This is a genomic window from Citrobacter freundii complex sp. CFNIH2 (assembly GCF_002880615.1).
GTDB lineage: Bacteria > Pseudomonadota > Gammaproteobacteria > Enterobacterales > Enterobacteriaceae > Citrobacter_A > Citrobacter_A amalonaticus_F.
Map to the genome: position 1 here is coordinate 3,350,103 of NZ_CP025757.1, position 26,250 is coordinate 3,376,352.

25 protein-coding genes are annotated in these 26,250 nt (G+C 53.6%); 17 read left to right on the forward strand and 8 right to left on the reverse strand.

From position 1 onward, the window contains the following. Positions 1–54 precede the first annotated feature (54 nt). Together WM46_RS16325 and WM46_RS16330 are read right to left on the reverse strand one after the other, a co-directional pair. Positions 55–393 (reverse strand): DUF1889 family protein, encoded by a 339-nt coding sequence (locus WM46_RS16325; RefSeq protein ID WP_102603844.1) that lies wholly within the window; start codon positions 391–393, stop codon positions 55–57. A gap of 85 nt (positions 394–478) precedes the next feature. Continuing rightward, on the reverse strand, positions 479–1,243 hold the full coding sequence (locus WM46_RS16330; protein ID WP_102603845.1) for a siderophore-interacting protein: 765 nt from the start codon (positions 1,241–1,243) through the stop codon (positions 479–481). Positions 1,244–1,468: 225 nt separating this feature from the next. Between WM46_RS16330 and WM46_RS16335 the strand changes: the two genes are divergently transcribed. Further along, the gene (locus WM46_RS16335; protein ID WP_187394508.1) at positions 1,469–2,029 is read left to right on the forward strand and encodes a PadR family transcriptional regulator; all 561 of its coding nucleotides are present in this window, start codon (positions 1,469–1,471) and stop codon (positions 2,027–2,029) included. Here WM46_RS16335 and WM46_RS16340 read toward each other — a convergent pair. Continuing rightward, positions 2,026–3,591: a methyl-accepting chemotaxis protein gene (locus tag WM46_RS16340; protein ID WP_102602833.1), complete on the reverse strand. Its 1,566-nt coding sequence runs from the start codon at positions 3,589–3,591 to the stop codon at positions 2,026–2,028. The genes WM46_RS16335 and WM46_RS16340 overlap by 4 nt on opposite strands. 310 nt (positions 3,592–3,901) lie before the next feature. Beyond that, positions 3,902–5,422 carry a PAS domain-containing methyl-accepting chemotaxis protein gene (locus tag WM46_RS16345; protein WP_102602834.1) on the reverse strand — a complete coding sequence of 507 codons (1,521 nt, stop codon included), beginning with the start codon at positions 5,420–5,422 and terminating at the stop codon, positions 3,902–3,904. Between the two features lie 430 nt (positions 5,423–5,852). Between WM46_RS16345 and ygjG the strand changes: the two genes are divergently transcribed. Both ygjG and WM46_RS16355 read left to right on the forward strand, forming a co-directional pair. Next, entirely contained in the window at positions 5,853–7,232 is a 1,380-nt protein-coding gene (gene ygjG, locus WM46_RS16350) for a putrescine aminotransferase (protein ID WP_187394393.1), read from the forward strand. Positions 7,233–7,409: 177 nt separating this feature from the next. After that, entirely contained in the window at positions 7,410–9,428 is a 2,019-nt protein-coding gene (locus tag WM46_RS16355; RefSeq protein WP_102602836.1) for an NADPH-dependent 2,4-dienoyl-CoA reductase, read from the forward strand. Between the two features lie 89 nt (positions 9,429–9,517). Here the strand turns inward: WM46_RS16355 and rlmG are convergent, their stop codons facing one another. Next, positions 9,518–10,654, reverse strand: coding sequence for a 23S rRNA (guanine(1835)-N(2))-methyltransferase RlmG (gene rlmG, locus WM46_RS16365; protein WP_061076243.1), 1,137 nt, complete (start codon positions 10,652–10,654; stop codon positions 9,518–9,520). Positions 10,655–10,737: 83 nt separating this feature from the next. Here rlmG and WM46_RS16370 point away from each other — a divergent pair, with 83 nt between their 5' ends. From WM46_RS16370 to sstT, 4 genes are all read left to right on the forward strand, one after another. Continuing rightward, positions 10,738–11,241, forward strand: coding sequence for a M48 family metallopeptidase (locus tag WM46_RS16370; RefSeq protein ID WP_061076242.1), 504 nt, complete (start codon positions 10,738–10,740; stop codon positions 11,239–11,241). A gap of 69 nt (positions 11,242–11,310) precedes the next feature. Next, entirely contained in the window at positions 11,311–12,309 is a 999-nt protein-coding gene (locus WM46_RS16375) for a Gfo/Idh/MocA family protein (protein WP_102602837.1), read from the forward strand. Positions 12,310–12,580: 271 nt separating this feature from the next. Next, on the forward strand, positions 12,581–13,546 hold the full coding sequence (locus tag WM46_RS16380; RefSeq protein ID WP_102602838.1) for a TerC family protein: 966 nt from the start codon (positions 12,581–12,583) through the stop codon (positions 13,544–13,546). 252 nt (positions 13,547–13,798) lie between these two features. Continuing rightward, on the forward strand, positions 13,799–15,043 hold the full coding sequence (sstT, locus tag WM46_RS16385) for a serine/threonine transporter SstT (RefSeq protein WP_061076239.1): 1,245 nt from the start codon (positions 13,799–13,801) through the stop codon (positions 15,041–15,043). A gap of 16 nt (positions 15,044–15,059) precedes the next feature. On the opposite strand, the gene WM46_RS16390 is transcribed toward sstT, so the two are convergent. The 3 genes from WM46_RS16390 to uxaC all read right to left on the reverse strand — a co-directional run bounded on the left by WM46_RS16390 (position 15,060) and on the right by uxaC (position 18,632). Further along, positions 15,060–15,614 carry a YgjV family protein gene (locus WM46_RS16390; RefSeq protein WP_061076238.1) on the reverse strand — a complete coding sequence of 185 codons (555 nt, stop codon included), beginning with the start codon at positions 15,612–15,614 and terminating at the stop codon, positions 15,060–15,062. A gap of 103 nt (positions 15,615–15,717) precedes the next feature. After that, complete coding sequence (locus tag WM46_RS16395; protein WP_102602839.1) at positions 15,718–17,205, reverse strand: UxaA family hydrolase; 1,488 nt, start codon at positions 17,203–17,205, stop codon at positions 15,718–15,720. A gap of 14 nt (positions 17,206–17,219) precedes the next feature. Beyond that, positions 17,220–18,632, reverse strand: coding sequence for a glucuronate isomerase (uxaC, locus tag WM46_RS16400; protein ID WP_061076236.1), 1,413 nt, complete (start codon positions 18,630–18,632; stop codon positions 17,220–17,222). A gap of 471 nt (positions 18,633–19,103) precedes the next feature. On the opposite strand from uxaC, the gene exuT reads away from it, so the two are divergent. From exuT to WM46_RS16450, 10 genes are all read left to right on the forward strand, one after another. After that, positions 19,104–20,405: a hexuronate transporter ExuT gene (gene exuT, locus WM46_RS16405; RefSeq protein WP_061077970.1), complete on the forward strand. Its 1,302-nt coding sequence runs from the start codon at positions 19,104–19,106 to the stop codon at positions 20,403–20,405. 137 nt (positions 20,406–20,542) lie between these two features. Further along, positions 20,543–21,319: a transcriptional regulator ExuR gene (exuR, locus tag WM46_RS16410; protein ID WP_061076235.1), complete on the forward strand. Its 777-nt coding sequence runs from the start codon at positions 20,543–20,545 to the stop codon at positions 21,317–21,319. Positions 21,320–21,657: 338 nt separating this feature from the next. Next, the gene (gene yqjA, locus WM46_RS16415; protein WP_042998225.1) at positions 21,658–22,320 is read left to right on the forward strand and encodes a DedA family general envelope maintenance protein YqjA; all 663 of its coding nucleotides are present in this window, start codon (positions 21,658–21,660) and stop codon (positions 22,318–22,320) included. A gap of 3 nt (positions 22,321–22,323) precedes the next feature. Beyond that, positions 22,324–22,707 (forward strand): EnvZ/OmpR regulon moderator MzrA, encoded by a 384-nt coding sequence (mzrA, locus tag WM46_RS16420; RefSeq protein WP_061076234.1) that lies wholly within the window; start codon positions 22,324–22,326, stop codon positions 22,705–22,707. Between the two features lie 148 nt (positions 22,708–22,855). Beyond that, positions 22,856–23,224 carry a DUF1090 domain-containing protein gene (locus tag WM46_RS16425; protein WP_102602840.1) on the forward strand — a complete coding sequence of 123 codons (369 nt, stop codon included), beginning with the start codon at positions 22,856–22,858 and terminating at the stop codon, positions 23,222–23,224. Between the two features lie 33 nt (positions 23,225–23,257). After that, the gene (locus tag WM46_RS16430; RefSeq protein WP_061076232.1) at positions 23,258–23,563 is read left to right on the forward strand and encodes a YqjD family protein; all 306 of its coding nucleotides are present in this window, start codon (positions 23,258–23,260) and stop codon (positions 23,561–23,563) included. 2 nt (positions 23,564–23,565) lie between these two features. Next, a complete protein-coding gene (locus WM46_RS16435) occupies positions 23,566–23,970 on the forward strand; it encodes a phage holin family protein (RefSeq protein WP_061077969.1) in 405 nt (134 codons plus the stop codon). Beyond that, positions 23,960–24,253 (forward strand): YqjK-like family protein, encoded by a 294-nt coding sequence (locus tag WM46_RS16440; protein WP_102602841.1) that lies wholly within the window; start codon positions 23,960–23,962, stop codon positions 24,251–24,253. The genes WM46_RS16435 and WM46_RS16440 overlap by 11 nt, the downstream gene beginning before the upstream one ends. Before the next feature lie 326 nt (positions 24,254–24,579). Further along, positions 24,580–24,972 (forward strand): DoxX family protein, encoded by a 393-nt coding sequence (locus WM46_RS16445; RefSeq protein ID WP_040073926.1) that lies wholly within the window; start codon positions 24,580–24,582, stop codon positions 24,970–24,972. A 70-nt stretch (positions 24,973–25,042) separates the two neighbouring features. Then, on the forward strand, positions 25,043–26,032 hold the full coding sequence (locus tag WM46_RS16450) for a glutathione S-transferase family protein (RefSeq protein ID WP_102602842.1): 990 nt from the start codon (positions 25,043–25,045) through the stop codon (positions 26,030–26,032). Positions 26,033–26,250: the final 218 nt, after the last annotated feature.

Here is a 26,250-nt window from a genome sequence, read left to right on the forward strand (position 1 = left end):
AGAGAAAGGGATGCTCTTCCCCACTGGCAAGAGCATCAAGACAGGTTGTTGGCTTCACGCGCGCTCAACTTCGACCAGTTCCTGAAGCTGCTCACGCATATACAATGAAAAATATTCAGGGTCTCTAATCAAAACCCGTTCACCGGCTTCAAACTTCTCAGCCCACTTAACCAGTTTTTGCGTAAACCCAGGGTTCCACCCCTCCTGCTCCCCACGCGCAACAATATCCGACGCACTTGCCGGGCGGCCCAGTTCTTTCAAATATTTCAAAATTCCTTTCGCCGTGCTTTCATCCATGGGTTCTGGAGATGAGGCCGAGGTGTTCATACCGTTAATGAAATCTAATGCTTTATCAATGACTGCAGGCATACTTTTATCCTTAAAATTTACCATGTAAAACACAAGACTACCCTATGACCTTAAACCGATTTCAGCATCAAAGAAATCATTAAATTTCATTGTCCCGACGGTGCTCACTTTACTTGCTGTGCCAGTACGCCGCTGCACGGACTAACTGCTGATCAAACGGCGCCTGCTCAAAGCGCTGACTGAGGTTTTTCACCACTTTCCCTTCCCCGGTGATCCAGATGAAGTAATCTTCTTCCGGTACTTCGATCTGCGCCAGTCGCGCGGCAATCGCCTGCTCATCGTGTCCCAGCCATTCAATGGCAAAATCGTCCAGATGCGCGAGGTAATCCTGATACGCAGGATCGGCGACGCTCACCAGCGCGGTCACCGTCGGTTTTACCGGTAAGCGACTCAGCGCCTCAAGACGACGCCGCAACGCTGGCATACCGGACTCATCACAAACATAGAGCTGATAAGCGTAGTCTTCCGGCACCACCAGCGAACCACGTGGCCCGCCGATCGTTAGCGTATCGCCTTCGCGCGCTTTCATCGCCCAGGAACTTGCCACGCCACCGTCGTGAATAAAGAAATCCAGCGCCAGCTCATGGCGGGCTTCATCGTACAACGGTGTGTAATCGCGAGAAGCCGGACGTACGCCCTCACCCCAGACAATGCCTTCTTCCGTCACGGTTGGCGGAACAAACTGGCTGCCGGGTTGCGGGAAAAACACCTTGCTATGGTCGTCAAAGCCGCGCGAATTAAAGCCTTCCAGCGCATCGCCACCGAGGACAATACGCTGAAAACCCGTGCCGATACGTTCTACGCGCAAAACGGTAAGTTCGCGAAAGCGCAGTTCATTGCGCACGCGCTGTGGGTAACGTGAAGTTTTATCCATCATTTTTTGGCCTTCGTGTGATAATCAGATATATCTAAATAGATTTTTCAAATGATAATGATTGTTAATAGCCAGAATTGCAAGTCATTTTTTGATAGCGTCTACAATGTTGCGTCGTTAAATATTTATCATTTAAATTCATATAATTAGTAAAAACTTCAACACTACCCTTGTCAAAATCTTAAATTTAGATATAAATTAGATATATCTAAACAACAGGAGATTATCATGCGACATCATCATGAAGGTTGCTGTAAAGGCGAAGGGCATCATCACGACGGTTGCGAACATCGTCACGGTAGAGGCGGCGGTGGCGGGCGGCGTCAACGCTTTTTCGGTCATGGGGAGTTGCGTCTGGTGATTCTGGATATTCTTTCCCGCGAAGCCAGCCACGGTTATGAGCTAATCAAAGCCATCGAGAATCTGACGCAGGGCAACTATACGCCAAGCCCTGGCGTGATCTACCCAACGCTGGATTTCCTCCAGGATCAGGCCTTTATTACGATCAGCGAAGAGGATGGCGGGCGTAAAAAAATCACCATCACTGACACCGGCGCACAATGGCTGGAAGAGAATCGTGAACATCTCGGTCACATCCAGGAACGCGTCAACGCACGTAATGTCGGCTTTGAACTGCGTAAGAATCCGCAGATGAAGCGAGCGCTGGAAAACTTCAAGGCGGTACTGGATCTGAGGGTGAATCAGGGTGACATCAGCGACGCACAGTTAAAAAAGATCATTGGCGTGATCGACCGCGCGGCGCTGGAAATCACTCAGCTTGATTAAGCAGGCAAGGCGTCGCCGTCGCGAACGCGGAACACTTTCACCATCTCTTTTAAGTGTAACGCCTGCTCATTCAGTGACGCCGCTGCCGCAACGGACTCCTCAACCAGACAGGAGTTCTGCTGGGTGGTGGCGTCAATCAGGCCAATCGCGCTGTTGATCTGCGAAATCCCCTCGGTCTGCTCACGACTGGCCTGGCCGATCTCCCGCAGGATCACATCCATCTCCTCGACGTTGCTGACCATGCCGTTTATCAGGCCGTTAGCCTTCTCGACCAGCAGCATCCCTTCCTGGGTCTGACCGGTGGAATCCTCAATCAGATGGCGGATCTCGCTGGCAGAGGATGCACTCTTCTGCGCCAACTGGCGTACTTCTCCTGCCACCACGGCAAACCCACGACCATGCTCACCGGCTCGCGCGGCTTCGACAGCCGCATTAAGCGCCAGAATATTGGTCTGGAATGCAATGGAGTCAATCAGGTTGATAATGTCCGACATGCGGTTAGATGTTTCATTAATCACGCGCATTTTTTGCGTCACCTGATTCATCATCTCGCCATTGTTCTTCACAACGGTCGCCGCCCCCGCAGAGAGCTTCGTCGCTTCTCCGGTATGTTCGGCCGTGTTTTTTACCGTGGCGGTGATCTGCTCCATTGACGCCGCGGTCTGCTCGACGGAGCTCGCCTGTTCTTCGGTACGCGCAGCCAGATCCTGGTTCCCGGCGACGATCTGCGCTGCCGCGCTGGAGATATTCTCCGACCCGTTCTGAACTTCCTGGACAATCTCCAGCAGACGAGTTTTCATTACCATCAGCGCATGCAGCAGTTCGCCGGTCTCATCTTTCTGCGTGGTGAGGATATTGCGGGTCAGATCGCCCTCGGCAATCGCTTCGGCAAACTGCACCGCTTCATTCAGCGGCCGGGTGATGGACCGTACGATATACCAGCCCATCATACAGCCCGCAGCAATACCAATGAGCGCCAGCGCGATAAGCAGCGCCCGGTTCGCGGTGAAGTCGCTTGCCACCTGGGCGCCAGCACGCAACATCTGCGTATCTTCAATGGCGATCAGCGCCTGAACTTTCTCTTTATAGGCCTGCTGTACATTGACCGTCGTGGTCATCATCTCCTGCATTGCCGCCTGTCGGTTATGGTTTTGCAGTTCCTGCAGAATGCGGAATCGGGAGGCGAGATATTGCTCGCGCACGTCGCGGATCCCGGCGATGACCTTTTTCGATTCGGCGTTTAGCGGCGCAGCGTCCAGTTCATCCAGCAGCACTGTAATCTGCTGGCTAATGGTATCGAGCTTTTTCTGTGACGTCTGGGCCCAGCGCCCCTCTTCGTCCATCAGCATCAGCTGCTGTGTGCTGACAAAATCCTGAAAATGATCGATGAGCTTATTGGCTTTTACCGTGACGGGATAGTCATTGGTAATGATGTTTTGCATACCGCTGTTGGCGCGGTCCAGGCTAAATAATGAAAGGCCCGAACTCACCATCATCAGTACAATAAACAATCCAAACGCGATAAATAATCTTGAGCGGATCTTCATGTTACGCAAAAACATATATTCTCCCTGGAGATAGTTTTCTTCAGACAGATTCCTTTATCGGTAACAAACTCACTAACTTTATGATATTGATCGCTTTTTATTATCAATAATTTTCTGAAAATAGTTTTTGACGATGAATAGACGCAGACCGATCGTTATATAAACGATTTTTTATAATGTCTTAATCGCCAAAAGACAGAAATTGAAAGATATGAATAAAATAAAAAAACCACCCGCAGGTGGTAATATTTAATATATCATTAACATTATTATTACAATAACGCTTACCATTACCGGTAAGCGTTGATGAGGATAAAAGAAAGGATCAGTGCAGCACCGTCACGGCATCCGCCAGACGGCTGGCACGGTGTTTAACCATAGCGGACACCTGCGCGCTCTCTTCAACCAACTCGGCGTTCTTCTGCGTGATGTCGTTAAGTTCGCCTACCGCACGCGTCAGACTGGTCAATCCGTCAGACTGCTCCAGCGTTGAATGGCTGATTTGCGCAATCAACTGGGTGACGTTTTGTACCTGAGAGACAATATCATCCATCGTACGTCCCGCCGCATGGACCTGCTGAGAACCCGACTGTACTTTATCCGCACTGGCATCGATCAACTTACGAATATCATTCGCCGCGCTGGCGCTGCGGCTGGCCAGATGGCGTACTTCACCTGCCACGACGGCAAACCCTTTGCCCTGCTCACCCGCCCTGGCCGCTTCAACCGCGGCGTTCAGCGCCAGGATATTCGTCTGGAAAGCGATGTCGTTAATCAGCGTGGTGATGGTGCCAATGCGCTGTGTGCTGTTGGCGATGTCATCCATGGTTTTAATCACGGTGTCCATCGCTTCACCGCCCTGCGTCGCCGCGCTACTGGCGGCAATCGACAGCTTATCGGCGGCGGATGCGGTTTCTGAGTTTTGTTTTACCGACGCCGCCATTTGATTCATGGTGGTCACCGTCTGCTGGACGTTATCGACCGTCTGACGCGTATGCTTATTCAGATCGTCATTGCCTTTCGCTAAGGTTTCGCTACCGTTTCTGACGCTCGACACCTGGCTTGAAACGTCGTTGATTAGCCAGCGACACATCAGACCAAGTTGCCCGACAGCGCGTAGCGTCAACCCCAGTTCATCACTGCGATTCAGATGCGCCACGCTGTTTCGCTCACCGGTCGCCACTTTCAGCGCCTGTTTCGCTACGTTCTCAATCGGGCGAACAATCTGCCACTCAAACGCCGCCGTACCCAACAGCATCACCAGCGCACACGTCAGTTGTGCAAGCCATGGCACGCCGGACAGGTGTAGCGCCGCCGCCAATACCACGTAGATCAGCGCCATCACGCTGCGGACCCGCCAACGCACCGGCATTGCCGGTAGTTTCCCGAGCCATCCTTTACGCACCACCAGTCCTTTGTGGATCCGGCGTCGACAACGCCCCTCATTGAGCGCCTTGTAAAGCGGCTCAACCGTGGCGATCTCCGCATCCGTTGCGCGGGTGCGAATTGACATGTACCCCGTCACGTTCCCCTCGCGCACCATCGGTACCGCGTTCGCCCGAACCCAGTAGTGATCGCCATTTTTACGCCGATTCTTGACGATGCCGCTCCACGGCTCGCCCTGCTGCAGGGTGTACCACATGTCGGCGAAGGCTGCTTTCGGCATGTCCGGGTGACGCACCAGGTTGTGCGGCTGCGCCAGCAATTCATTGAGTGAGTAACCGCTAATATTGACGAACGTATCGTTGGCGTGCGTGATGTAGCTGTGGAGATCGGTAGTCGACATGAGGGTCGTATCGTCATCCAGCGGTGTATTTTGCTGGGTAACGTAGAGCTGAGAAGACATAGTCGCGTCCTGTGCAAGTTATCTGGTTGTTAACTTCTTGTCAGATGTTATTTCGGCGCTAACAGATTTATCTTTAGATGTTAAATTTGATTTAGATCGCAATTTGCGATTAAACCTCATAATTTGTACGAATTCTAATTGATTGATTTAAAATACTTTCGCTTTGAAACTATAAAATCGCACTGTGGGACGCGCACTATCATCGCGCAAATTTTGCACTATTTCTGCACAATCGCCCCTTCTGATGCCGCTCTCGCACGGTCTTCACTTTGCGCAAAAACCCAGCAACTGTTAACAAATGAGATTAAATGTTGCGCAATAACAGTTCTCCCTGGTGTTTATCCCGATTTTCATCAGCGCCGCCGGGATGGCGCAATCCCTGCAATACTTAAATCGGTATCATGTGATACGCGATCTCCGGGAGCATATTTTGAACAGGTTACCTTCCAGCGCATCGGCTTTGGCCTGTAGTGCGCACGCACTGAATCTCATTGAGAAGCGAACGCTTGATCATGAGGAGATGAAAGCACTTAACCGAGAGGTGATTGATTACTTCAAAGAGCATGTCAATCCGGGATTTTTAGAGTATCGCAAATCTGTTACCGCCGGCGGGGATTACGGAGCCGTAGAGTGGCAAGCGGGGAGTCTGAATACGCTTGTCGACACCCAGGGACAGGAGTTTGTCGACTGCCTGGGAGGTTTTGGAATTTTCAACGTGGGGCACCGTAATCCAGTTGTGGTTTCCGCCGTACAGAATCAACTCGCGAAACAACCTCTGCATAGTCAGGAACTGCTTGACCCACTGCGGGCCATGCTGGCAAAAACCCTTGCCGCCCTGGCGCCCGGAAAACTGAAATACAGCTTCTTCTGCAACAGTGGTACCGAATCGGTCGAAGCAGCGCTGAAACTGGCGAAGGCGTATCAGTCACCACGGGGCAAATTTACCTTTATCGCCACCAGCGGCGCGTTCCACGGTAAGTCGCTGGGCGCGCTGTCCGCCACCGCCAAATCCACGTTCCGCAAGCCGTTTATGCCGCTGCTGCCGGGCTTCCGTCATGTGCCATTCGGGAATATTGAGGCCATGCGTACCGCGCTCAGCGAGTGCAAAAAAACCGGAGATGATGTGGCTGCGGTGATTCTGGAACCTATTCAGGGTGAAGGCGGCGTGATCCTGCCACCGCAGGGTTATCTCACCGCCGTACGTAAACTCTGCGACGAGTTTGGCGCGCTGATGATCCTCGATGAAGTCCAGACCGGGATGGGGCGTACCGGCAAAATGTTTGCCTGCGAGCATGAGAACGTGCAGCCAGACATTCTCTGCCTGGCAAAAGCGCTGGGAGGCGGCGTGATGCCGATTGGCGCGACGATCGCCACCGAAGAGGTCTTCTCGGTACTGTTCGATAACCCCTTCCTGCACACCACTACTTTTGGTGGTAATCCGCTGGCCTGTGCGGCCGCGCTGGCGACCATCAATGTGCTGCTGGAGCAGAACTTGCCGGCACAAGCGGAACAGAAAGGCGATATCCTGCTGGACGGTTTTCGCCAACTGGCGCGGGAGTACCCTGACCTGGTACAGGACGCCCGCGGGAAAGGGATGCTGATGGCAATCGAGTTTGTCGACAATGAAACCGGCTACAGTTTCGCCAGCGAGATGTTTCGCCAGCGGGTTCTGGTTGCCGGAACGCTCAACAACTCGAAAACGATCCGCATCGAACCGCCGTTAACGCTGACCATTGAGCAGTGTGAGCAAGTGCTGAAAGCCACGCGTAAAGCGCTGGCAGCGCTGCGGGTGAACGTGGAAGAGATGTAATTCTATGCCGGGTAAGTCAGTGCCGCATGGCGCTGCGCTTATCCGGTCTACAACGGCACACACTTTTTTTGAATCCCATCACAATCATCGCATTCCCCTTTTCCCTTTTACCCGCCGACGGCTAAATTAGTAACTCATCCGACCACATAACAATAATTTTACATACTGGACAATCTTATGAGCTATCCGTCGCTGTTCGCCCCGCTTGATCTCGGCTTTACTCAGCTTAAAAACCGTGTGCTGATGGGTTCAATGCACACGGGACTTGAAGAGTATCCTGATGGCGCGGAACGCCTGGCCGCTTTCTATGCTGAGCGTGCCCGACACGGCGTCGCATTGATTGTCACGGGGGGGATTGCGCCTGCCCAGTCTGGTGTCGGAATGGAAGGCGGTGCCACGCTCAATGATGCTCGCCAGGTGGCACATCATCGCGTCATTACCGATGCCGTTCACAACGAAGGCGGAAAAATTGCCCTACAGATCCTCCATACCGGGCGCTACAGCTATCAACCACAACTGGTAGCCCCTTCCGCGATTCAGGCGCCAATCAACCGGTTTACGCCACACGCCCTGAGCCACGAAGAAGTTCTGCAACTGATAGAGGACTTCGCGCACTGTGCCCAGCTGGCGCGGGAAGCGGGTTACGACGGCGTGGAGGTAATGGGCTCGGAAGGCTACCTGATTAACGAGTTTCTCGCCCTGCGCACCAACCAGCGCGACGATGAATGGGGCGGTGATTATGCCAGGCGTATGCGCTTTGCCGTTGAAGTGGTGCGTGCAATGCGTCAGCGGGTGGGGAACGACTTTATTATTATCTACCGCCTGTCGATGCTTGATCTGGTAGAAAACGGCAGCACCTTTGCAGAAACGGTGCAACTGGCGCAGGCCATCGAAGCCGCAGGCGCAACGCTCATCAACACCGGGATTGGCTGGCACGAAGCGCGCATTCCCACCATCGCCACGCCGGTGCCTCGCGGTGCCTTTAGTTGGGTGACGCGTAAACTGAAAGGTCACGTTTCGCTGCCGCTGGTCACCACTAACCGCATTAACGATCCGCAGGTTGCCGATGAAATTCTGGCGCGTGGCGATGCCGATATGGTGTCGATGGCGCGCCCGTTTCTCGCGGATGCCGAACTGCTGTCGAAAGCGCAATCGGGGCGTGCCGATGAAATTAACACCTGCATCGGCTGTAATCAGGCATGCCTGGATCAGATCTTCGTCGGCAAAGTCACGTCGTGCCTGGTGAATCCTCGCGCGTGCCATGAAACCAAAATGCCTGTGGTTCCGGCTTCCACAATAAAAAATCTGGCTGTCGTCGGTGCGGGCCCGGCGGGCCTTGCCTTTGCCATTAATGCGGCGGCACGCGGTCATCATGTCACTCTCTTTGATGCGCTGGGCGAGATCGGCGGGCAGTTTAACATCGCCAAACAGATCCCCGGTAAAGAGGAGTTTTATGAAACGCTCCGCTATTACCGTCGGATGATCGATATCACCGGCGTAACGCTGAAACTGAATCATTATGTCGCGGCAGACGATCTGCAGGCATTCGATGAGGTGATTCTCGCCAGCGGGATCGAGCCGCGCAGGCCGCCGATCGACGGCATTGATCATCCGAAGGTCTTAACCTATCTCGACGTGCTGCGCGACAAAACCCCGGTGGGACGTCGGGTGGCGATCGTTGGCTGCGGCGGGATCGGCTTTGATACCGCGATGTACCTGAGTCAGCCCGGCGAACCCACCAGCCAGAGCATTGCTGATTTCTGTGTGGAATGGGGTATCGACACCAGCCTGCAACAGGCCGGCGGATTACGTCCAGAAGGCCCGCACCTGGCCCGCAGTCCGCGCCAGGTTGTGATGCTCCAGCGTAAGGCCAGCAAACCCGGCGAGGGACTGGGGAAAACCACCGGCTGGATCCATCGCACCACGCTGCTTTCACGCGGTGTGAAGATGATCCCGGCAGTCAGCTATCAGAAGATCGACGATGTCGGCCTGCACGTGTTGATCGGCGGTGAAGCGCAGACGCTGGAAGTCGATAACGTCATTATTTGTGCGGGTCAGGAGCCGCGACGTGAGCTGGCGGAACCGCTGCGTGCGACGGGAAAAACGGTGCACTTAATCGGCGGCTGTGATGTGGCGATGGAACTGGATGCCCGCCGGGCCATTGCCCAGGGCACCCGTCTGGCATTGGGAATTTAAAGTGCCTGATGGCGCTACGCTTATCAGGCCTACGGGATAGCCTCCCAATACGTAGGCCGGATAAGGCGCAGCCGTCATCCGGCAAAACGTTAGCGGCGACGACCGACTTTCACCGCTTTAAGCACCACAAACTTATTGTTGGTCGCAACGGTGGCGCAGTTGCCGAAGATCTTCTTCAGCTTGTGGAAGTAGTCGAGGTGACGGTTGGCGACGATATACAGCTCGCCGTTGATCTTCAGGCAGCGACGGGCGTGGTGGAACATTTCCCAGGCAATGTTATCCGTCAGCGCATGCTTCTGATGGAACGGCGGATTGCACAGTACGGCGTTAAAACGAAAAGGCTCCACTCCGGACAGCGCGTTGTTAATCATAAATTCGCAGCGATCGATGGCTTCAGGCAGGTTAGTTTCCACATTCAGACGGCTGGAAGCCACCGCCATTGGGGATTCATCGACAAAGACCACGTTAGCCTGTGGATTTTTTTCCAGCAACGTCAGGCCAATTACCCCGTTGCCACAGCCGAGATCGACAATCTCCCCTTCCAGATTCTCTGGCAAGTGCTGCATAAAGAAGCGGGCGCCAATATCCAGCCCGGTGCGGGAGAAGACGTTGGCATGGTTATGGATGGTCCAGTCAGTGCCTTCCAGTTTCCAGCTCAGCGTTTCCGGCGCATCGGCCAGCGTCGGCTCGCTGAAGGTGCAATGGATGAGACGCGCCTTTTTCCACGCCAGCGTGGTGGTCGTTGGACCGAGCACTTTCTCAAACAGCTCCAGCGTAGAGTTATGGATATCCCGCGCCTTCGCGCCAGCAATGATACGGGTTTGCGGGGTCACCACTTTTCGCAGCGCGCGCAGCTGTTGCTCAAGCAGTGCCAGCGTTTTCGGCACTTTGATCAGTACCACGCCTGGCGCCTGCGGGTACTCTGCCGTGCTGTCGAGAAACTTGACGCTGGACTCCGCGATGTCGTTATGGCGCAGGTTTTCCCGCGTGGCCAGTTCGCTTAAATAAGAATCGCCAATGCTGTACGGCGACTGCTCCGCCAGCGCACAGCTCAGCGCACCGAAGGTATCATTCAGGATCAGCACCGGGCCGCGAATCTCCGTATCGTCCACCTGTTGCAGCAGATAGTCATCGGCCGCTTCCCACGCCAACAGTGGGTTAACGTCGTCCGTTTCCGGGAAACGTTTTAGTGTCAGTGAACGGAAACCGTTGTCTGTGTGGCTCATCGGCCCTCCTGAATGGTAAAATTTCGGCGTATCCCGTAAAAGGGTGCGTGAGTATACACTTTTTATGATTTGCATGGGTGACGATGAGCCAATTAACTTACCTCCAGGGCTACCCGGAGAACCTGCTTTCGCAGGTGCGCACGCTGATTGCCGAGCAGCGCCTGGGCGCGGTGCTGGAAAAGCGCTATCCGGGAACGCATGATTTCGCGACGGATAAAGCGCTCTGGCAATACACCCAGGATCTGAAAAGTCAGTTTCTGCGTAATGCCCCTCCGATCAACAAAGTAATGTATGACAATAAGATCCACGTACTGAAGAATGCGCTCGGCCTGCACACGGCAGTCTCTCGCGTACAGGGCGGCAAACTGAAAGCGAAAGCCGAGATCCGCGTCGCCACCGTGTTTCGCAACGCGCCGGAACCCTTTTTGCGAATGATCGTCGTCCACGAACTGGCGCATCTGAAGGAAAAGGAGCACAACAAGGCGTTTTATCAACTTTGTTGTCACATGGAACCGCACTATCACCAGTTGGAATTTGATACCCGCCTCTGGTTGACGCAGTTGTCGTTAAAGGAAACTGCGCAGTAGCGCACTGGCTTTGTCATAAAGGCGTGCTAAATTGACGACAGAATCCCTTTATGGAGCCTGAAGGCATTTATGATACGTTTCGCAGTGATTGGCACAAACTGGATCACCCGCCAGTTTGTGGATGCCGCCCATGAGACCGGCAAATATAAGCTAACCGCAGTCTATTCCCGCAGCCTCGAACAGGCGCAAACCTTCGCCAATGATTACCTCGTCGAGCATCTGTTTACCTCGCTGGATGCGATGGCGCAAAGCGATGCGATTGACGCGGTGTACATTGCCAGCCCGAACTCGCTGCACTTTCCCCAGACCCAACTGTTTCTGAGCCATAAAAAGCATGTGATCTGCGAGAAGCCGCTGGCGTCGAATCTGGCCGAAGTCGAAGCCGCCATCGCCTGTGCGCGGGAAAATCAAGTGGTGCTTTACGAAGCGTTTAAAACCGCCAGTCTGCCTAACTTCCTGCTGTTACAGCAGTCACTGCCGAAAGTGGGTAAGGTGCGCAAAGCGTTCCTCAATTACTGCCAGTACTCGTCGCGCTATCAGCGCTATCTTGACGGCGAAAACCCGAACACCTTTAACCCGGCCTTCTCAAACGGCTCGATCATGGACATCGGTTTCTACTGCCTGGCCTCCGCCGTGGCGCTGTGGGGTGAACCGCACAGCGTACAGGCCTCTGCCAGTCTGCTGGAGAGCGGCGTCGATGCCCACGGCGTGGTGGTGATGAACTACGGTGATTTCAGCGTCACCCTCCAGCATTCCAAAGTAAGCGATTCTGTTGTCGACAGTGAAATTCAGGGCGAAGCCGGATCGCTGGTGATCGAAAAAATCTCCGAATGTCAGAAGGTCTGCTTTGTTCCACGCGGCGGGAAAACCCAGGATCTTACCCAACCGCAGCACATCAATACTATGCTGTATGAGGCACAGGCGTTCGCAGCACTGGTGGACGCCAATGAAGTGAATCACCCAGGATTGTCCAACAGTCGCATCACGGCAAAACTGTTAACCGAGATTCGTCGCCAGACTGGCGTCATCTTCCCGGCAGACGATGTCAGCCGCGCAGCCACTGCGTAAAACATTGTAAAACAGATGTTACAGGCCATTGACGGAATGCGTGGCCTGTCATATTTTGTTACCTGCAAAGGGGAGTAACTTCATTGTCGGTCGATCGTCATTACGATGTGTGAAAAACCACATCCGGTCACCGGGCAACGAAAAAGGAATGCGTTAACGCATTCTTTTTTCGTTGTAAGTGAGACCTTGCCGGAAGGCGAGGTCTATGCATAAAAAAGCAGCGGCTGACGTCTTCCGACGTTGGCCGTTTTTTTATGTGTAAGGAATGATGATGAATACTGTCGGCACACCGTTGTTATGGGGCGGATTCGCTGTTGTTGTGGTGATCATGCTGGCTATCGACCTCTTTTTGCAGGGGCGTCGTGGCGTACATACGATGACCATGAAGCAAGCAGCCGCCTGGTCCCTGGTCTGGGTCACGCTCTCGCTGTTGTTTAACGCTGCATTCTGGTGGTACCTGGTACAAACTGAAGGCCGCGCCGTCGCCGATCCGCAGGCGCTGGCGTTCCTCACCGGTTATCTGATCGAAAAATCCCTCGCCGTCGATAACGTCTTTGTCTGGCTGATGTTGTTCAGCTACTTCTCGGTGCCGCCTGCCCTGCAACGTCGGGTACTGGTGTACGGCGTATTGGGCGCGATTATCCTGCGTACAGTCATGATTTTTGCCGGTACCTGGCTTATCACCCAGTTCGACTGGATCCTGTACCTGTTTGGCGCATTCCTCCTGTTTACCGGAGTGAAAATGGCGCTGGCGAAAGAGGACAATTCCGGTATCGGCGACCGACCGCTGGTGCGCTGGCTGCGTGGACATCTGCGTATGACGGATACCATCGAAAACGAGCATTTCTTTGTACGTAAAAAGGGTCTGTTATATGCCACGCCGCTGTTGCTGGTGCTGATTCTGGTGGAACTGAGCGACGTTATTTTTGCGGTCGACAGTATTCCCGCCATCTTCGCCGTTACCACCGATCCGTTCATCGTCCTGACCTCGAACCTGTTCGCGATCCTGGGCCTGCGTGCCATGTACTTCCTGCTGTCGGGGGTTGCAGAGCGTTTCTCCATGCTGAAATACGGTCTGGCGGTGATCCTGGTGTTTATCGGTATAAAGATGCTGATCGTCGACTTCTACCATATCCCGATTGCGATTTCGCTCGGCGTGGTATTTGGCATCCTGGTCGTGACGTTACTGATCAATGCCTGGGTCAACTACCAGCATGATAAGAAACAACAGGCGTAATTCTGTCGTGCCGGGCGGCGCTAGCGCGTCCCCGGCCAATAGACAATCTGACGTCTGCTATTTGCAGAACATGTCACATCATTGTTAATGTAAAGTTATAAAATATGACCGCAACATAAAATCCAGCATATTTCGCTTCCCGAAGCGTTATCTTTCCTTATACTCAACCAGGCAAACACTTTGTTACATCCGGAAAGAGACGTCCCAAGAACGTCCAGAGGATGGGCAATAACACAATGAAAGGATCAAGAAATGACTACGCAACGTTCATCGGGGCTGCTCCAGCGTTTGGCTCAAGGAAGCCTGGTAAAACAAATTTTGGTGGGTCTCGTACTGGGGATCTTACTGGCATGGATTTCAAAACCGGCGGCCATTGCCGTTGGCCTGCTCGGCACGCTGTTCGTCGGCGCATTAAAAGCCGTCGCACCGGTGCTGGTTCTGATGCTGGTGATGGCGTCGATCGCGAACCATCAGCACGGGCAAAAAACCAGCATTCGCCCGATTCTGTTTCTCTATCTGTTGGGGACGTTTTCTGCGGCGCTCGCCGCGGTAGTCTTCAGCTTCGCCTTCCCTTCAACGTTGCATCTGGCCACCAGTTCGCATGATATCGTGCCGCCGTCAGGCATCGTGGAAGTACTGCGTGGTTTGCTGATGAGCATGGTTTCCAACCCCATTGATGCACTGCTGAATGCCAACTATATCGGCATTCTGGTGTGGGCGGTCGGCCTTGGTTTTGCCCTGCGCCACGGCAATGACACCACCAAAAATCTGGTCAATGATATGTCGAACGCCGTTACCTTTATGGTGAAACTGGTGATTCGTTTTGCCCCGATCGGTATTTTTGGTCTGGTTTCTTCCACGCTGGCGACCACCGGGTTCGCAACGCTGTGGGGCTACGCGCAACTGCTGGTTGTGCTGGTCGGCTGTATGGCGCTGGTCGCGCTGGTTATCAACCCGCTGCTGGTGTTCTGGAAAATTCGTCGCAACCCATATCCGCTGGTCTTTGCCTGCCTGCGTGAAAGCGGCGTTTACGCCTTCTTCACTCGCAGTTCCGCAGCGAATATTCCGGTGAATATGGCGCTGTGTGAAAAACTGAATCTGGATCGCGATACCTATTCCGTTTCTATCCCGCTGGGCGCAACCATCAATATGGCGGGCGCGGCGATCACCATTACGGTGTTAACGCTGGCGGCGGTCAATACGCTGGGGATCCCGGTAGATCTGCCTACCGCGCTGCTGTTGAGCGTCGTCGCTTCTCTGTGTGCCTGTGGCGCATCGGGTGTTGCGGGTGGCTCGCTGCTGCTGATCCCGCTGGCCTGTAATATGTTTGGTATCCCGAACGATATCGCCATGCAGGTGGTTGCTGTCGGCTTTATCATCGGCGTGCTGCAGGATTCCTGTGAAACCGCGCTGAACTCGTCAACTGACGTTCTGTTTACCGCGGCAGCCTGCCAAGCTGAAGACGAACGTCTGGCGAATAATCCTCTGCGCAGCTAAGCCCCAGCCCCTTCCGTCATCTGGCGGAAGGGTTCTCTTCCTGTACGCTTTTCTCAATTTTGAACGGATCGATACCCCGGCGTTTCATACGCCAGAAGCGGATAATGTTCAGCCCGTTCATCACCAGAAAACTGCCTTCAATCAGCGTACCGCCGATCGATCCCAGCCAGAAGTTATGTACCACCCAACAGGCAGTCGCGCACCACATCACGCAGCGCACCGTTAATCCTTTACAGCGGAACAGCGCCCAGGTACTGGCGAGCGTGCCGATGATGGGCAGAATTTCCATCGCATGCTGTAGTTTTGCCAGCCCAAGCACCAGCGTGAGGATAATGAACAGCGCCATCACCCACAGCTTGCGGGTGCGCATCGACACCAGGGTACGCACGGTATTGAGTTCCGCGCTCATCCCGGCGGGCCAGGCGCCCATCAGAAAGAAGTGTACGCCTATCGTGGCGCTATAAACGGCAAGCTGGAGTCGGAAGCGGCGCTCATCGCGATTAAAAAACGTCGTAATGCCAATCAGAAACGCGAGCACACCGACGCCCTGAGCCAGCCAATACGCGGTCATGGGAGATCCTTGTCAGGAAATACAAAAACAAACGACGCTTCATCATATGAAACGTCGTTTTTAAAATCCAGATTCTCGTGATTACCCGAAAGGGAAAGGGTAATTACAACGTTACGCCGCTTTTAAAGATAGCCAGTTCGCGGAAATCATTGCGTTCGTTGCAGGTCGGCTTGCCGTTCGCAAAATCGACGATGGTATCCACGAACTCATTCAGCAGTTGCGGCATCGCTTTGCCGTGAATCAACTGACCCGCATCAAAGTCGATCCAGTGCTTTTTCTTCGCGGCCAGTTCACTGTTGGTGGCGATTTTCACCGTCGGCACAAATCCGCCGTAAGGGGTACCGCGACCGGTGCTGAACAACACCATATGACAACCGGCCCCCGCCAGCGCACTGGTAGCAACCGCATCATTACCCGGCGCGCTCAGCAGATTCAGCCCGTGGGTTTTCAGACGCTCGCCGTAGCGCAGCACGTCAACCACCTGGCTGGAACCCGCTTTCTGCGTGCAGCCCAGCGACTTATCTTCCAGTGTGGTGATCCCACCGGCTTTGTTACCCGGCGAGGGGTTCTCGTAAATCGGCTGGTTGTGGGCGATAAAATACTGCTTGAAGTCATTGACCATGGTGACCAGTTTGCCGAACGTCTCTTCGTCGCGACAGTGACTCATCAGCAGTTGCTCCGCACCGAACATCTCCGGCACTTCGGTCAGCACGGTGGTGCCGCCGTTGGCAATCATGTAGTCAGAGAAGCGACCGAGCATCGGATTCGCGGTGATCCCGGAAAGCCCGTCAGAACCGCCACACTCCAGACCAAACTTCAGCTCGCTCAGTTTCCCCGGCTCGCGTTTGTCATGACGCATCACGTCATAAAGCTGATGGAGATGCTCAAGTCCGGCCTCCACTTCATCGTCCTGATGCTGACAAATCATAAAGTGCACGCGTTCAGGATCGAAGTCGCCCAGCGTTTCGCGGAAAGCATCGACCTGGTTGTTTTCACACCCCAGGCCAATCACCAGCACCGCGCCGGCATTCGGGTGACGGACCATGTTTTGCAGCATCGTCCGGGTATTGATGTGATCGTCGCCAAGCTGCGAGCAGCCGTAAGTGTGGCTGAACAGGAAGACACCGTCGGTGCCCTCGGCATCATGGGTCTCTTTCAGGAAACGGCTCTGGATCTGGCGCGCAATCCCGTTGACACAGCCAACGGTTGGCAGGATCCAGAGTTCGTTTCGTACCCCGACGTCCCCGTTAGCGCGACGATAAATCTGCACGTCGCGATCCGCTGGTTGCGCAGGGAGATCCTGAAAATCAGGTTGATAGCTATACTCATCCAAATCGCTCAGATTGGTGCGAGTATTGTGGGCGTGAATATGTTCACCCGCCGCAATGTCCGCCAAAGCATGGCCGATAGGCTGGCCATACTTAATCACGTACGCCCCTTTCTTGATGTCACTCAGAGCAAATTTATGTCCGCGAGCAACATCCTGGCGAAGCGTTACGGTGTGGTTGTCCACAGTGACTTCTGTTCCCTGCGCCAAATCAGCCAGCGCGACCGCAACGTTATCCTGCACATGGATTTTGATGTATTGCATATCAACCCCGGACCTTAGTTCAGTTCAATGGCGAAGTAATCACGCGCATTGTTAAAGCAAATGTTTTTCACCATCTCACCCAGCAGTTGAATATCCGCCGGCGCTTCACCGGCCTGCACCCAACGACCAATCATCTGGCACAGAATGCGGCGGAAGTATTCATGACGGGTGTAGGAGAGGAAGCTGCGGCTGTCGGTCAGCATGCCGACAAAACGGCTTAACAGACCCAATTGCGCCAGCTGCGTCATCTGACGTTCCATGCCGTCTTTCTGATCGTTGAACCACCAGCCGGAACCGAACTGCATTTTGCCCGGCATCCCTTCCCCCTGGAAGTTGCCGATCATGGTGCCCAGCACCTCGTTATCGCGCGGGTTCAGGCAGTAGAGAATGGTTTTCGGCAACAGGTTTTCTTCGTTCTGCTTGCTGAGCAGTTTTGACAGCTCTTCAGCCATCGGACGGTCGTTGATGGAGTCAAAGCCCACGTCCGGTCCCAGCAGTTTGAACTGGCGCAGGTTGTTATTGCGCAGGGCGCCAATATGGTACTGCTGTACCCAACCGCGACGCGCATATTCCGCGCCCAGGAACACCAGCACAGCCGTTTTGAACTGCGCCACTTCATGTTCGTTCAGCGTCTCGCCCGCCAGGCGACGTGCCAGAATGCTATCCAGTTCAGCGTCGCTGGACTCGGCGAACAACACCACATCCAGCGCGTGGTCGGAAACTTTGCAGCCGTGCGCCGCGAAGTGATCCAGACGTTTGGTCAGCGCGCTTTGCAGATCGGTAAAACGGCGAATGTCGGTGTCAGACACTTCACCCAGTTTTGCCATGTAATCGTTGAAGGTCGCCTGCTCAATATTGAAGGCTTTATCCGGACGCCAGCTTGGTAAGACTTTCACGGAGAAGCTGCTGTCTTTTGCGACCGTTGCGTGATGCTCCAGCGAATCGATCGGATCGTCAGTCGTGCCGACCATTTTCACATTCATCTGCTGCATGATGCCGCGCGCGGAGAATTTATCCTGCGCCAGCAGTTCGTTGCACTGATTCCAGATTTCATCCGCCGTCGACGGAGAAAGCAGCTTACCTGTCACGCCGAATGGGCGACGCAGTTCAAGGTGTGTCCAGTGGTATAACGGGTTGCCGATAGTATGCGGAACCGTCGCCGCCCACGCGTCAAACTTCTCGCGGTCAGAAGCGTCGCCGGTACACAGGCGCTCGGCGACACCGTTGGTGCGCATCGCGCGCCATTTGTAATGGTCGCCTTTCAGCCAGATGTCATACAGATTCTTGAATCGGTAGTCTTCGGCGATTTGCTGCGGCGGCAGATGGCAATGGTAATCGAAGATAGGCTGGTCTTTAGCGTAATCATGATACAGACGGCGGGCAAATTCAGTATCAAGTAGAAAATCTTCTGTCATAAACGGGGTCATTATCGTCTTCCTCTCAACGAGTGCGTCTGATTGCTTATGTAGCGATGCTGACAAAGTTATCACACCAATTTCCATAGTCTGTAGATATTTTCGTGAGATAGATCAATAAATGCTGACAAATTGTTTACCCTCGAAGTGGTAAACATCGCCCCAGGCCGCGCCAGCTCTGGCATCGCCTAATCGAAATAATAACCCTGCTAAGATTCACACTTTTGTGATGGCACTCACCTTTTAAAGTTGTATGACAAGTTATCTTTCTGCCGTCGCGATACATAAGCCGACGGAATGCAAAGTTACCGATGATTCATCATCGGATTGACCGGTACGGAAACCGAATTAGCAAAATTTATTTATGGCAACGTTCGGGCGTACCGGCTTTTTTTTGGTTACCCCGTCGTAAACAGCATCCTCTGCCACAGGCAGGAAGATGACCGCGATCTTTGCGGAAATAACAAAACGATGAGGTTTTACATGCGTAAAATTAAAGGGTTACGTTGGTACATGATTGCGCTGGTGACGCTAGGCACCGTGCTGGGTTACCTGACGCGTAACACTGTGGCGGCAGCGGCGCCAACTCTGATGGAAGAGTTGCACATCTCCACCCAACAGTACTCCTATATCATCGCAGCCTATTCTGCTGCTTACACTGTCATGCAACCTGTTGCCGGCTATGTGCTGGATATACTGGGTACCAAAATAGGCTACGCAATGTTTGCCGTGCTATGGGCCGTTTTCTGTGGCGCAACCGCGCTGGCAGGAAGCTGGGGTGGCCTGGCGCTGGCGCGTGGCGCGGTCGGTGCGGCAGAAGCCGCGATGATCCCGGCGGGACTGAAAGCCAGTTCCGAATGGTTCCCGGCGAAAGAGCGCTCCATTGCGGTCGGCTACTTTAACGTCGGCTCCTCTATCGGTGCGATGATTGCCCCGCCGCTGGTTGTCTGGGCGATCGTGATGCACAGCTGGCAGATGGCGTTCATCATTTCTGGTGTCCTGAGCTTCATCTGGGCCATGTCCTGGCTTATCTTCTATAAGCATCCGCGTGACCAGAAAAAACTGACGGACGAAGAGCGCGACTACATTATTAATGGTCAGGAAGCGCAGCACAAAAACAGCACCAAAAAGAAAATGTCACTCGCGCAGATCCTGCGTAACCGCCAGTTCTGGGGTATCGCCCTGCCGCGTTTCCTGGCAGAACCGGCCTGGGGGACATTTAACGCCTGGATCCCGCTGTTCATGTTCAAAGTCTATGGCTTTAACCTGAAAGAAATTGCGATGTTCGCCTGGATGCCGATGCTGTTTGCAGACCTCGGTTGCATCGTGGGTGGCTATCTGCCGCCGCTGTTCCAACGCTGGTTTGGCGTTAACCTGATTGTCTCGCGTAAAATGGTCGTTACGCTGGGCGCCGTACTGATGATTGGCCCGGGGATGATCGGTCTGTTCACCAGCCCGTACATCGCCATCATGCTGCTGTGTATTGGTGGTTTTGCTCACCAGGCCCTGTCCGGTGCGCTGATTACGCTCTCTTCTGATGTCTTTGGTCGTAACGAAGTGGCAACGGCGAACGGTCTGACCGGGATGTCCGCCTGGCTGGCGAGTACGCTGTTCGCCCTGGTGGTCGGCGCGCTGGCAGACACCATTGGCTTCAGCCCGCTGTTTGCGGTACTGGCCGTGTTCGACCTGTTGGGCGCGCTGGTTATCTGGACCGTGCTGCAAAACAAACCGGCCAGTGACGTCGATTCTGGCCCGCAGTTCGATGAACCAGCGGCGCAAAGTTAGCCTGCCGACGGGTAACGCATAAGCAAACTCAGCCGCCTGCTGGCACTCGCAGGCGGCTTTTTCGTTTCTGCGTATAGAGCCAAACTCGCGAAAGTGGTATAACAAATACAGTCTGCCGTATCATGCCTGGAGTGCATATGGAAATCACTGAACCACGACGTTTATATCAACAACTTGCTGCTGATTTAAAAGAGCGCATCGAACAGGGCGTTTACCTGGTGGGTGATAAATTGCCTGCAGAGCGTTTTATTGCCGATGAAAAAAATGTCAGCCGTACCGTGGTTCGTGAAGCCATCATCATGCTGGAAGTCGAAGGGTTTGTTGAGGTCCGTAAGGGTTCCGGGATCCACGTGATTTCCAATCAACCGCGCCACCAGCAGGCCACTGACGAGTCGCTGGAATTTGCCAACTACGGTCCTTTTGAATTGCTCCAGGCGCGTCAGCTTATCGAAAGCAACATTGCGGAGTTTGCCGCCACTCAGGTCACCAAGCAGGACATCATGAAACTGATGGCGATCCAGGAACAGGCGCGCAACGAAAAATGTTTCCGCGACTCCGAATGGGACCTGCAATTCCATATTCAGGTCGCGTTAGCCACGCAGAACTCCGCGCTGGCCGCTATCGTGGAAAAAATGTGGACTCAGCGTAGTCACAACCCGTACTGGAAGAAACTGCACGAACATATTGATGCGCGTACCGTAGATAACTGGTGCGACGACCACGATCAAATCCTGAAGGCACTGATCCGCAAAGACCCGCATGCGGCAAAACTGGCGATGTGGCAGCATCTCGAAAACACGAAAATCATGCTGTTCAATGAAACCAGCGACGATTTTGAATTTAATGCCGACCGTTATCTGTTTGCCGAAAATCCGGTCGTTCATCTCGATACAGCGGCTAACGCGACAAAATAAACGTTCTTGATTCAACAGGCGCGCCGCTGCGCCTGTCAGTAAGCGAAAGGTATAAAGTGTCAGCCTGTGTAAATCCTCTCGCCACCCTCTCCTGCGATCAGCAAAATCACCTTTCACGGACGTGTAATTTCTATAACGGACTACGTTGACCTTTGTTACAATTAGATGCAATTCGAATTTATGTTTGTCAGTGCTTGCTTACTTCATAACTTTTAACAGGGAATAGTTCAGGCCGCGGCTTTGCGCCGTCCGCACACCATGTAAAACACTAACAATGATGCGGCGTAGCAAACTGTTAAACCCGGCGTGACGTTAACCAATTCGACCTGGAATACTGAATGGAACTTTTGACTCAATTACTGCATGCCCTGTGGGCGCAGGATTTTGAAACACTGGCCAATCCTTCCATGATTGGCATGCTGTATTTTGTTTTATTTATGATTCTGTTTCTGGAGAACGGGTTGCTGCCAGCCGCCTTTTTGCCTGGCGACAGTTTGCTGGTGTTAGTGGGCGTTCTGATTGCCAAAGGCGCCATGGGCTTTCCGCAAACCATTCTGTTGCTGACTGCAGCGGCAAGCCTCGGTTGCTGGCTGAGCTATATTCAGGGTCGATGGCTGGGCAATACCCGCATCGTACAAAACTGGTTATCGCACCTGCCGGCCCACTATCACCAACGCGCGCACCATTTGTTCCATAAGCATGGTCTTTCCGCCCTGCTGATTGGTCGTTTTATCGCGTTTGTTCGTACCTTGCTGCCTACCATCGCTGGCTTATCCGGCCTGAATAATGCCCGCTTTCAATTTTTCAACTGGATGAGTGGCTTGTTGTGGGTGCTGATTTTAACCAGCCTGGGTTATCTGCTGGGGAAAACGCCGGTATTTCTGAAGTATGAAGATCAGCTGATGTCATGCCTGATGCTGTTACCCGTCGTGCTACTGGTTTTTGGCCTGGGCGGTTCACTGGTCGTCCTGTGGAAAAAGAAATACGGGAATCGAGGGTAAGGGATGCTGAAACCGCGCATAACGCTTAAACAACTGGCCTGGAGCACTGCCTTTCTGCTGGCGTTGAGCGCCATGCTGTTAGTCTGGTCGGCCGTTCGTCAGCAAGAATCCACGCTGGCGATCCGTGCCGTTCACCAGGGGGCCAGCGTGCCGGACGGTTTCTCGATCTGGCATCACCTCGACGCTAACGGCATTCGTTTTAAAAGCATTACACCGAAGAATGACACTCTGCTCATCACTTTCGATTCCAGCGCCCAGAGTGCCGCCGCCAAAGCGGTGCTCGACAAAACGCTGCCGCACGGCTACATCATTGCCCAGCAGGATGATAGCAATCAGGCCGTCCAGTGGTTGTCACGTTTACGCGACACTCCACATCGGGTAGGGTAATCTCCAGGAATCCGAATCATATCACCCACTTTGGTGATTTCTGCGATTAATGTCTATGATTAATGAGGCGATGGGGTCACCCTGTCGCTTTATCACTGGATCATCGTTCCTGAATTCATGGGGACGAGTCACAATGGAAGGTTCAAGAATGAAATACCGCATCGCTTTCGCTATCTCCCTTTTCGCTCTCAGTGGCGGCAGCTACGCTAACACGCTCTGCCAGGAAAAAGAGCAGGATATTCAACGGGAAATCAGCTACGCCGAGAAGCACAATAACCAGAATCGCATCAATGGGCTGAAAAAAGCGCTCAGCGAAGTCAGGGCCCACTGTACTGACAGCAAGCTGCGTGCCGATCATCAGGAAAAAATTGCTGAGCAGAAGGAAGAAATCGCCGAACGTCAGCGCGATCTCGCCGAAGCAAAGCAAAAAGGCGATGCGGACAAAATTGCCAAACGCGAGCGTAAACTGGCTGAAGCGCGAGCGGAACTGAAAGAGCTCGAGGCTCGCGACTACTAAGTATCAGTACCACTTACTCACCTGGAGAATACTATGTCGAAAGAAAACACATCGGAACATCTGCGCGCTGAGTTGAAATCCCTGGCCGATACGCTGGAAGAGGTGCTGAACTCCTCTGGTGATAAATCGAAAGAAGAGTTGAGTAAGCTCCGCAGCAAAGCCGAGCGTGCGCTGAAAGAGAGCCGCTATCGCCTCGGTGAAACGGGTGATGCTATTGCCAAACAGACCCGTGAAGCCGCTGCGCGTGCTGACGACTATGTGCGCGAAAATCCGTGGACCGGCGTCGGGATTGGCGCGGCCGTGGGCGTCGTGCTGGGCGTTCTGCTGACGCGTCGTTAATGATGGCGGATCCTCATCACGCACAAGGGCCCGGGAAAAGCGTTCTGGGTATCGGGCAGCGGATTGTCACTCTTCTCGTTGAGATGGTGGAAACGCGGTTGCGTCTGGCCGTCGTCGAGCTTGAAGAAGAAAAGGCGAACCTTTTTCAGCTTCTGCTGATGCTGGGACTCACCATGCTCTTCGCTGCATTTGGTTTGATGAGCCTGATGGTGTTAATTATCTGGGCCGTCGACCCGCAGTATCGGCTCAATGCGATGATTGCCACCACGGTCGTTCTGCTGGCTCTGGCGCTTATTGGCGGAATATGGACGCTGCGAAAAGCGCGGCGCTCCACGTTATTGCGCCATACCCGCCATGAACTGGCGAATGACCGGCAATTGCTCGAGGAGGAGAGCCGTGAGCGGTAAAGTCGAACGCGCACAACGTAAGGCCCAACTGCTTCGTGAGATCCAACAGCAACGGCTGGATCTTTCAGCCAGTCGTCGTGACTGGCTGGATGCCACGGGCGCTTACGATCGTGGCTGGAACACGCTGCTGAGCTTGCGCTCCTGGGCGCTGGTCGGCAGCAGCGTGATGGCGATCTGGACGATTCGCCACCCTAACCTGCTCGTGCGTTGGGCAAAGCGCGGGTTCGGCGTCTGGAGCGCCTGGCGACTGGTTAAAAAGACGCTGCGCTCATCTGTTGCCTGATGGCGCTTCGCTTATCAGGCCTACGCACTCGACCTCTTCCTACTTCGCCTAATGGCGCTTCGCTTATCCGACTCTCACACTCAATATGTAGGCCGGATAAGGCGTAGCCGCCATCCGGCAGCTGTATTGGAAGCGCTTCGCTTACCCAATCTTCAATATCGCGCCACCGCAAATCAAAATTTTTGAAAGATATTAACAGTTTTCCTTGCTAACAATTCTCATTCTTCACGCTTATGATTCTCTCCATCGACAGCAATGACGCGGAACATCGCGAAATTGCACCCAAAAAACAAAATCAGCAGTCTGTGTAGTTCCTGGAGAGAAGAATGAAAAAATTAGAAGATGTTGGTGTACTGGTAGCGCGTATTCTGATGCCAATCCTGTTTATTACTGCAGGTTGGGGAAAAATCACCGGTTACGCAGGTACCCAACAGTATATGGAAGCGATGGGCGTTCCGGGATTCCTGCTGCCACTGACCATTTTGCTTGAGTTCGGCGGCGGTCTGGCGATTCTGTTCGGTTTCCTGACCCGTACCACCGCGCTGTTTACCGCAGGCTTTACACTGCTGACCGCGTTTATCTTCCACAGCAACTTTGCAGAAGGCGTGAACTCACTGATGTTCATGAAAAACCTGACCATCGCTGGCGGCTTCCTGCTGCTGGGCATCACCGGTCCGGGCGCATTCAGTATCGACCGTGTACTGAACAAAAAGTGGTAAGCGCTCTATAATGAATGAAAAAGAACGAGGGGATTTTCTCCTCGTTTTTGCTATCTGAGGGAAAGAAATCATGGGACAACTGATCGACGGCGTCTGGCACGACTCCTGGTATGACACCAAATCCACCGGGGGCAAATTTCAACGTTCGGTATCGGCATTCCGCAACTGGCTCACGGCGGATGGCGCGCCGGGCCCTTCCGGCGAAGGCGGTTTTGCGGCAGAAAAAGACCGCTATCACCTGTATGTTTCTCTCGCCTGTCCATGGGCGCACCGTACGTTAATTCTGCGTAAGCTCAAGGGACTGGAGCCGTTTATCTCCGTCTCGGTCGTGAATCCACTGATGCTGGAAAACGGCTGGACCTTTGACGATGATTTCCCGGCGGCCACAGGCGATACCTTATATCAGCACGAATTTCTGTATCAGCTTTACCTGCACGCCGATCCCCATTACAGCGGCCGCGTCACCGTGCCAGTCTTGTGGGATAAAAAGAACCATACGATTGTCAGTAATGAATCTGCTGAAATCATTCGCATGTTCAATACGGCGTTCGATGCGCAGGGTGCAAAAGCCGGGGACTACTATCCCCCTGAACTGCGCAACAAGATCGACGAACTGAACGGCTGGATTTATGACAACGTTAACAATGGCGTCTATAAAGCGGGCTTCGCCACCAGTCAGCAAGCCTATGATGACGCGGTAGAAAACGTCTTTACCGCGCTGGCGCGACTGGAGCAGATCCTCGGTCAGCATCGCTATCTGACAGGTAATCGACTCACAGAGGCTGATATTCGCTTATGGACAACGCTCATCCGCTTTGATCCGGTGTATGTCACACATTTCAAATGCGACAAGCATCGCATCAGCGACTATCTCAACCTGTATGGTTTTCTGCGTGATATTTATCAGATGCCAGGCATCGCGGAAACGGTCAATTTTGATCATATTCGCAATCACTATTTCCGCAGTCATAAGACCATTAACCCGACGGGCATTATCTCCATTGGCCCGTGGCAGGATCTCGACGAACCGCACGGGCGTGACAGCCGTTTCAAAGAGTGAATCCAGGCACCCTTCGTGGTGCCTCAGACCGCTGACAAAGAAGGAAAAAACGGGGTTTTTCCTTCTTTGTGATTATCAGCCGAAAATCAATGAATTGATTTTCCTGGTTTTTAATTAAGGAGCGCTCTGCTTGTCCGGTATCGGGATGAAGTTTGTCATCCCTCTCAAGGCACCCTTCGCGGTGCCTTATTAATTCACTATTCAGACATTTACCACCT

What these genes read in the sequence shown, in the direction of transcription:
- WM46_RS16325 (WP_102603844.1), bottom strand. Translation starts at nt 393, where the DNA reads ATGGTAAATTTTAAGGATAAAAGTATGCCTGCAGTCATTGATAAAGCA.
- WM46_RS16330 (WP_102603845.1), bottom strand. Translation starts at nt 1,243, where the DNA reads ATGGATAAAACTTCACGTTACCCACAGCGCGTGCGCAATGAACTGCGC.
- WM46_RS16340 (WP_102602833.1), bottom strand. Translation starts at nt 3,591, where the DNA reads ATGTTTTTGCGTAACATGAAGATCCGCTCAAGATTATTTATCGCGTTT.
- WM46_RS16345 (WP_102602834.1), bottom strand. Translation starts at nt 5,422, where the DNA reads ATGTCTTCTCAGCTCTACGTTACCCAGCAAAATACACCGCTGGATGAC.
- WM46_RS16355 (WP_102602836.1), top strand. Translation starts at nt 7,410, where the DNA reads ATGAGCTATCCGTCGCTGTTCGCCCCGCTTGATCTCGGCTTTACTCAG.
- rlmG (WP_061076243.1), bottom strand. Translation starts at nt 10,654, where the DNA reads ATGAGCCACACAGACAACGGTTTCCGTTCACTGACACTAAAACGTTTC.
- WM46_RS16370 (WP_061076242.1), top strand. Translation starts at nt 10,738, where the DNA reads ATGAGCCAATTAACTTACCTCCAGGGCTACCCGGAGAACCTGCTTTCG.
- WM46_RS16375 (WP_102602837.1), top strand. Translation starts at nt 11,311, where the DNA reads ATGATACGTTTCGCAGTGATTGGCACAAACTGGATCACCCGCCAGTTT.
- WM46_RS16380 (WP_102602838.1), top strand. Translation starts at nt 12,581, where the DNA reads ATGAATACTGTCGGCACACCGTTGTTATGGGGCGGATTCGCTGTTGTT.
- sstT (WP_061076239.1), top strand. Translation starts at nt 13,799, where the DNA reads ATGACTACGCAACGTTCATCGGGGCTGCTCCAGCGTTTGGCTCAAGGA.
- WM46_RS16390 (WP_061076238.1), bottom strand. Translation starts at nt 15,614, where the DNA reads ATGACCGCGTATTGGCTGGCTCAGGGCGTCGGTGTGCTCGCGTTTCTG.
- WM46_RS16395 (WP_102602839.1), bottom strand. Translation starts at nt 17,205, where the DNA reads ATGCAATACATCAAAATCCATGTGCAGGATAACGTTGCGGTCGCGCTG.
- uxaC (WP_061076236.1), bottom strand. Translation starts at nt 18,632, where the DNA reads ATGACCCCGTTTATGACAGAAGATTTTCTACTTGATACTGAATTTGCC.
- exuT (WP_061077970.1), top strand. Translation starts at nt 19,104, where the DNA reads ATGCGTAAAATTAAAGGGTTACGTTGGTACATGATTGCGCTGGTGACG.
- exuR (WP_061076235.1), top strand. Translation starts at nt 20,543, where the DNA reads ATGGAAATCACTGAACCACGACGTTTATATCAACAACTTGCTGCTGAT.
- yqjA (WP_042998225.1), top strand. Translation starts at nt 21,658, where the DNA reads ATGGAACTTTTGACTCAATTACTGCATGCCCTGTGGGCGCAGGATTTT.
- mzrA (WP_061076234.1), top strand. Translation starts at nt 22,324, where the DNA reads ATGCTGAAACCGCGCATAACGCTTAAACAACTGGCCTGGAGCACTGCC.
- WM46_RS16425 (WP_102602840.1), top strand. Translation starts at nt 22,856, where the DNA reads ATGAAATACCGCATCGCTTTCGCTATCTCCCTTTTCGCTCTCAGTGGC.
- WM46_RS16430 (WP_061076232.1), top strand. Translation starts at nt 23,258, where the DNA reads ATGTCGAAAGAAAACACATCGGAACATCTGCGCGCTGAGTTGAAATCC.
- WM46_RS16435 (WP_061077969.1), top strand. Translation starts at nt 23,566, where the DNA reads ATGGCGGATCCTCATCACGCACAAGGGCCCGGGAAAAGCGTTCTGGGT.
- WM46_RS16445 (WP_040073926.1), top strand. Translation starts at nt 24,580, where the DNA reads ATGAAAAAATTAGAAGATGTTGGTGTACTGGTAGCGCGTATTCTGATG.
- WM46_RS16450 (WP_102602842.1), top strand. Translation starts at nt 25,043, where the DNA reads ATGGGACAACTGATCGACGGCGTCTGGCACGACTCCTGGTATGACACC.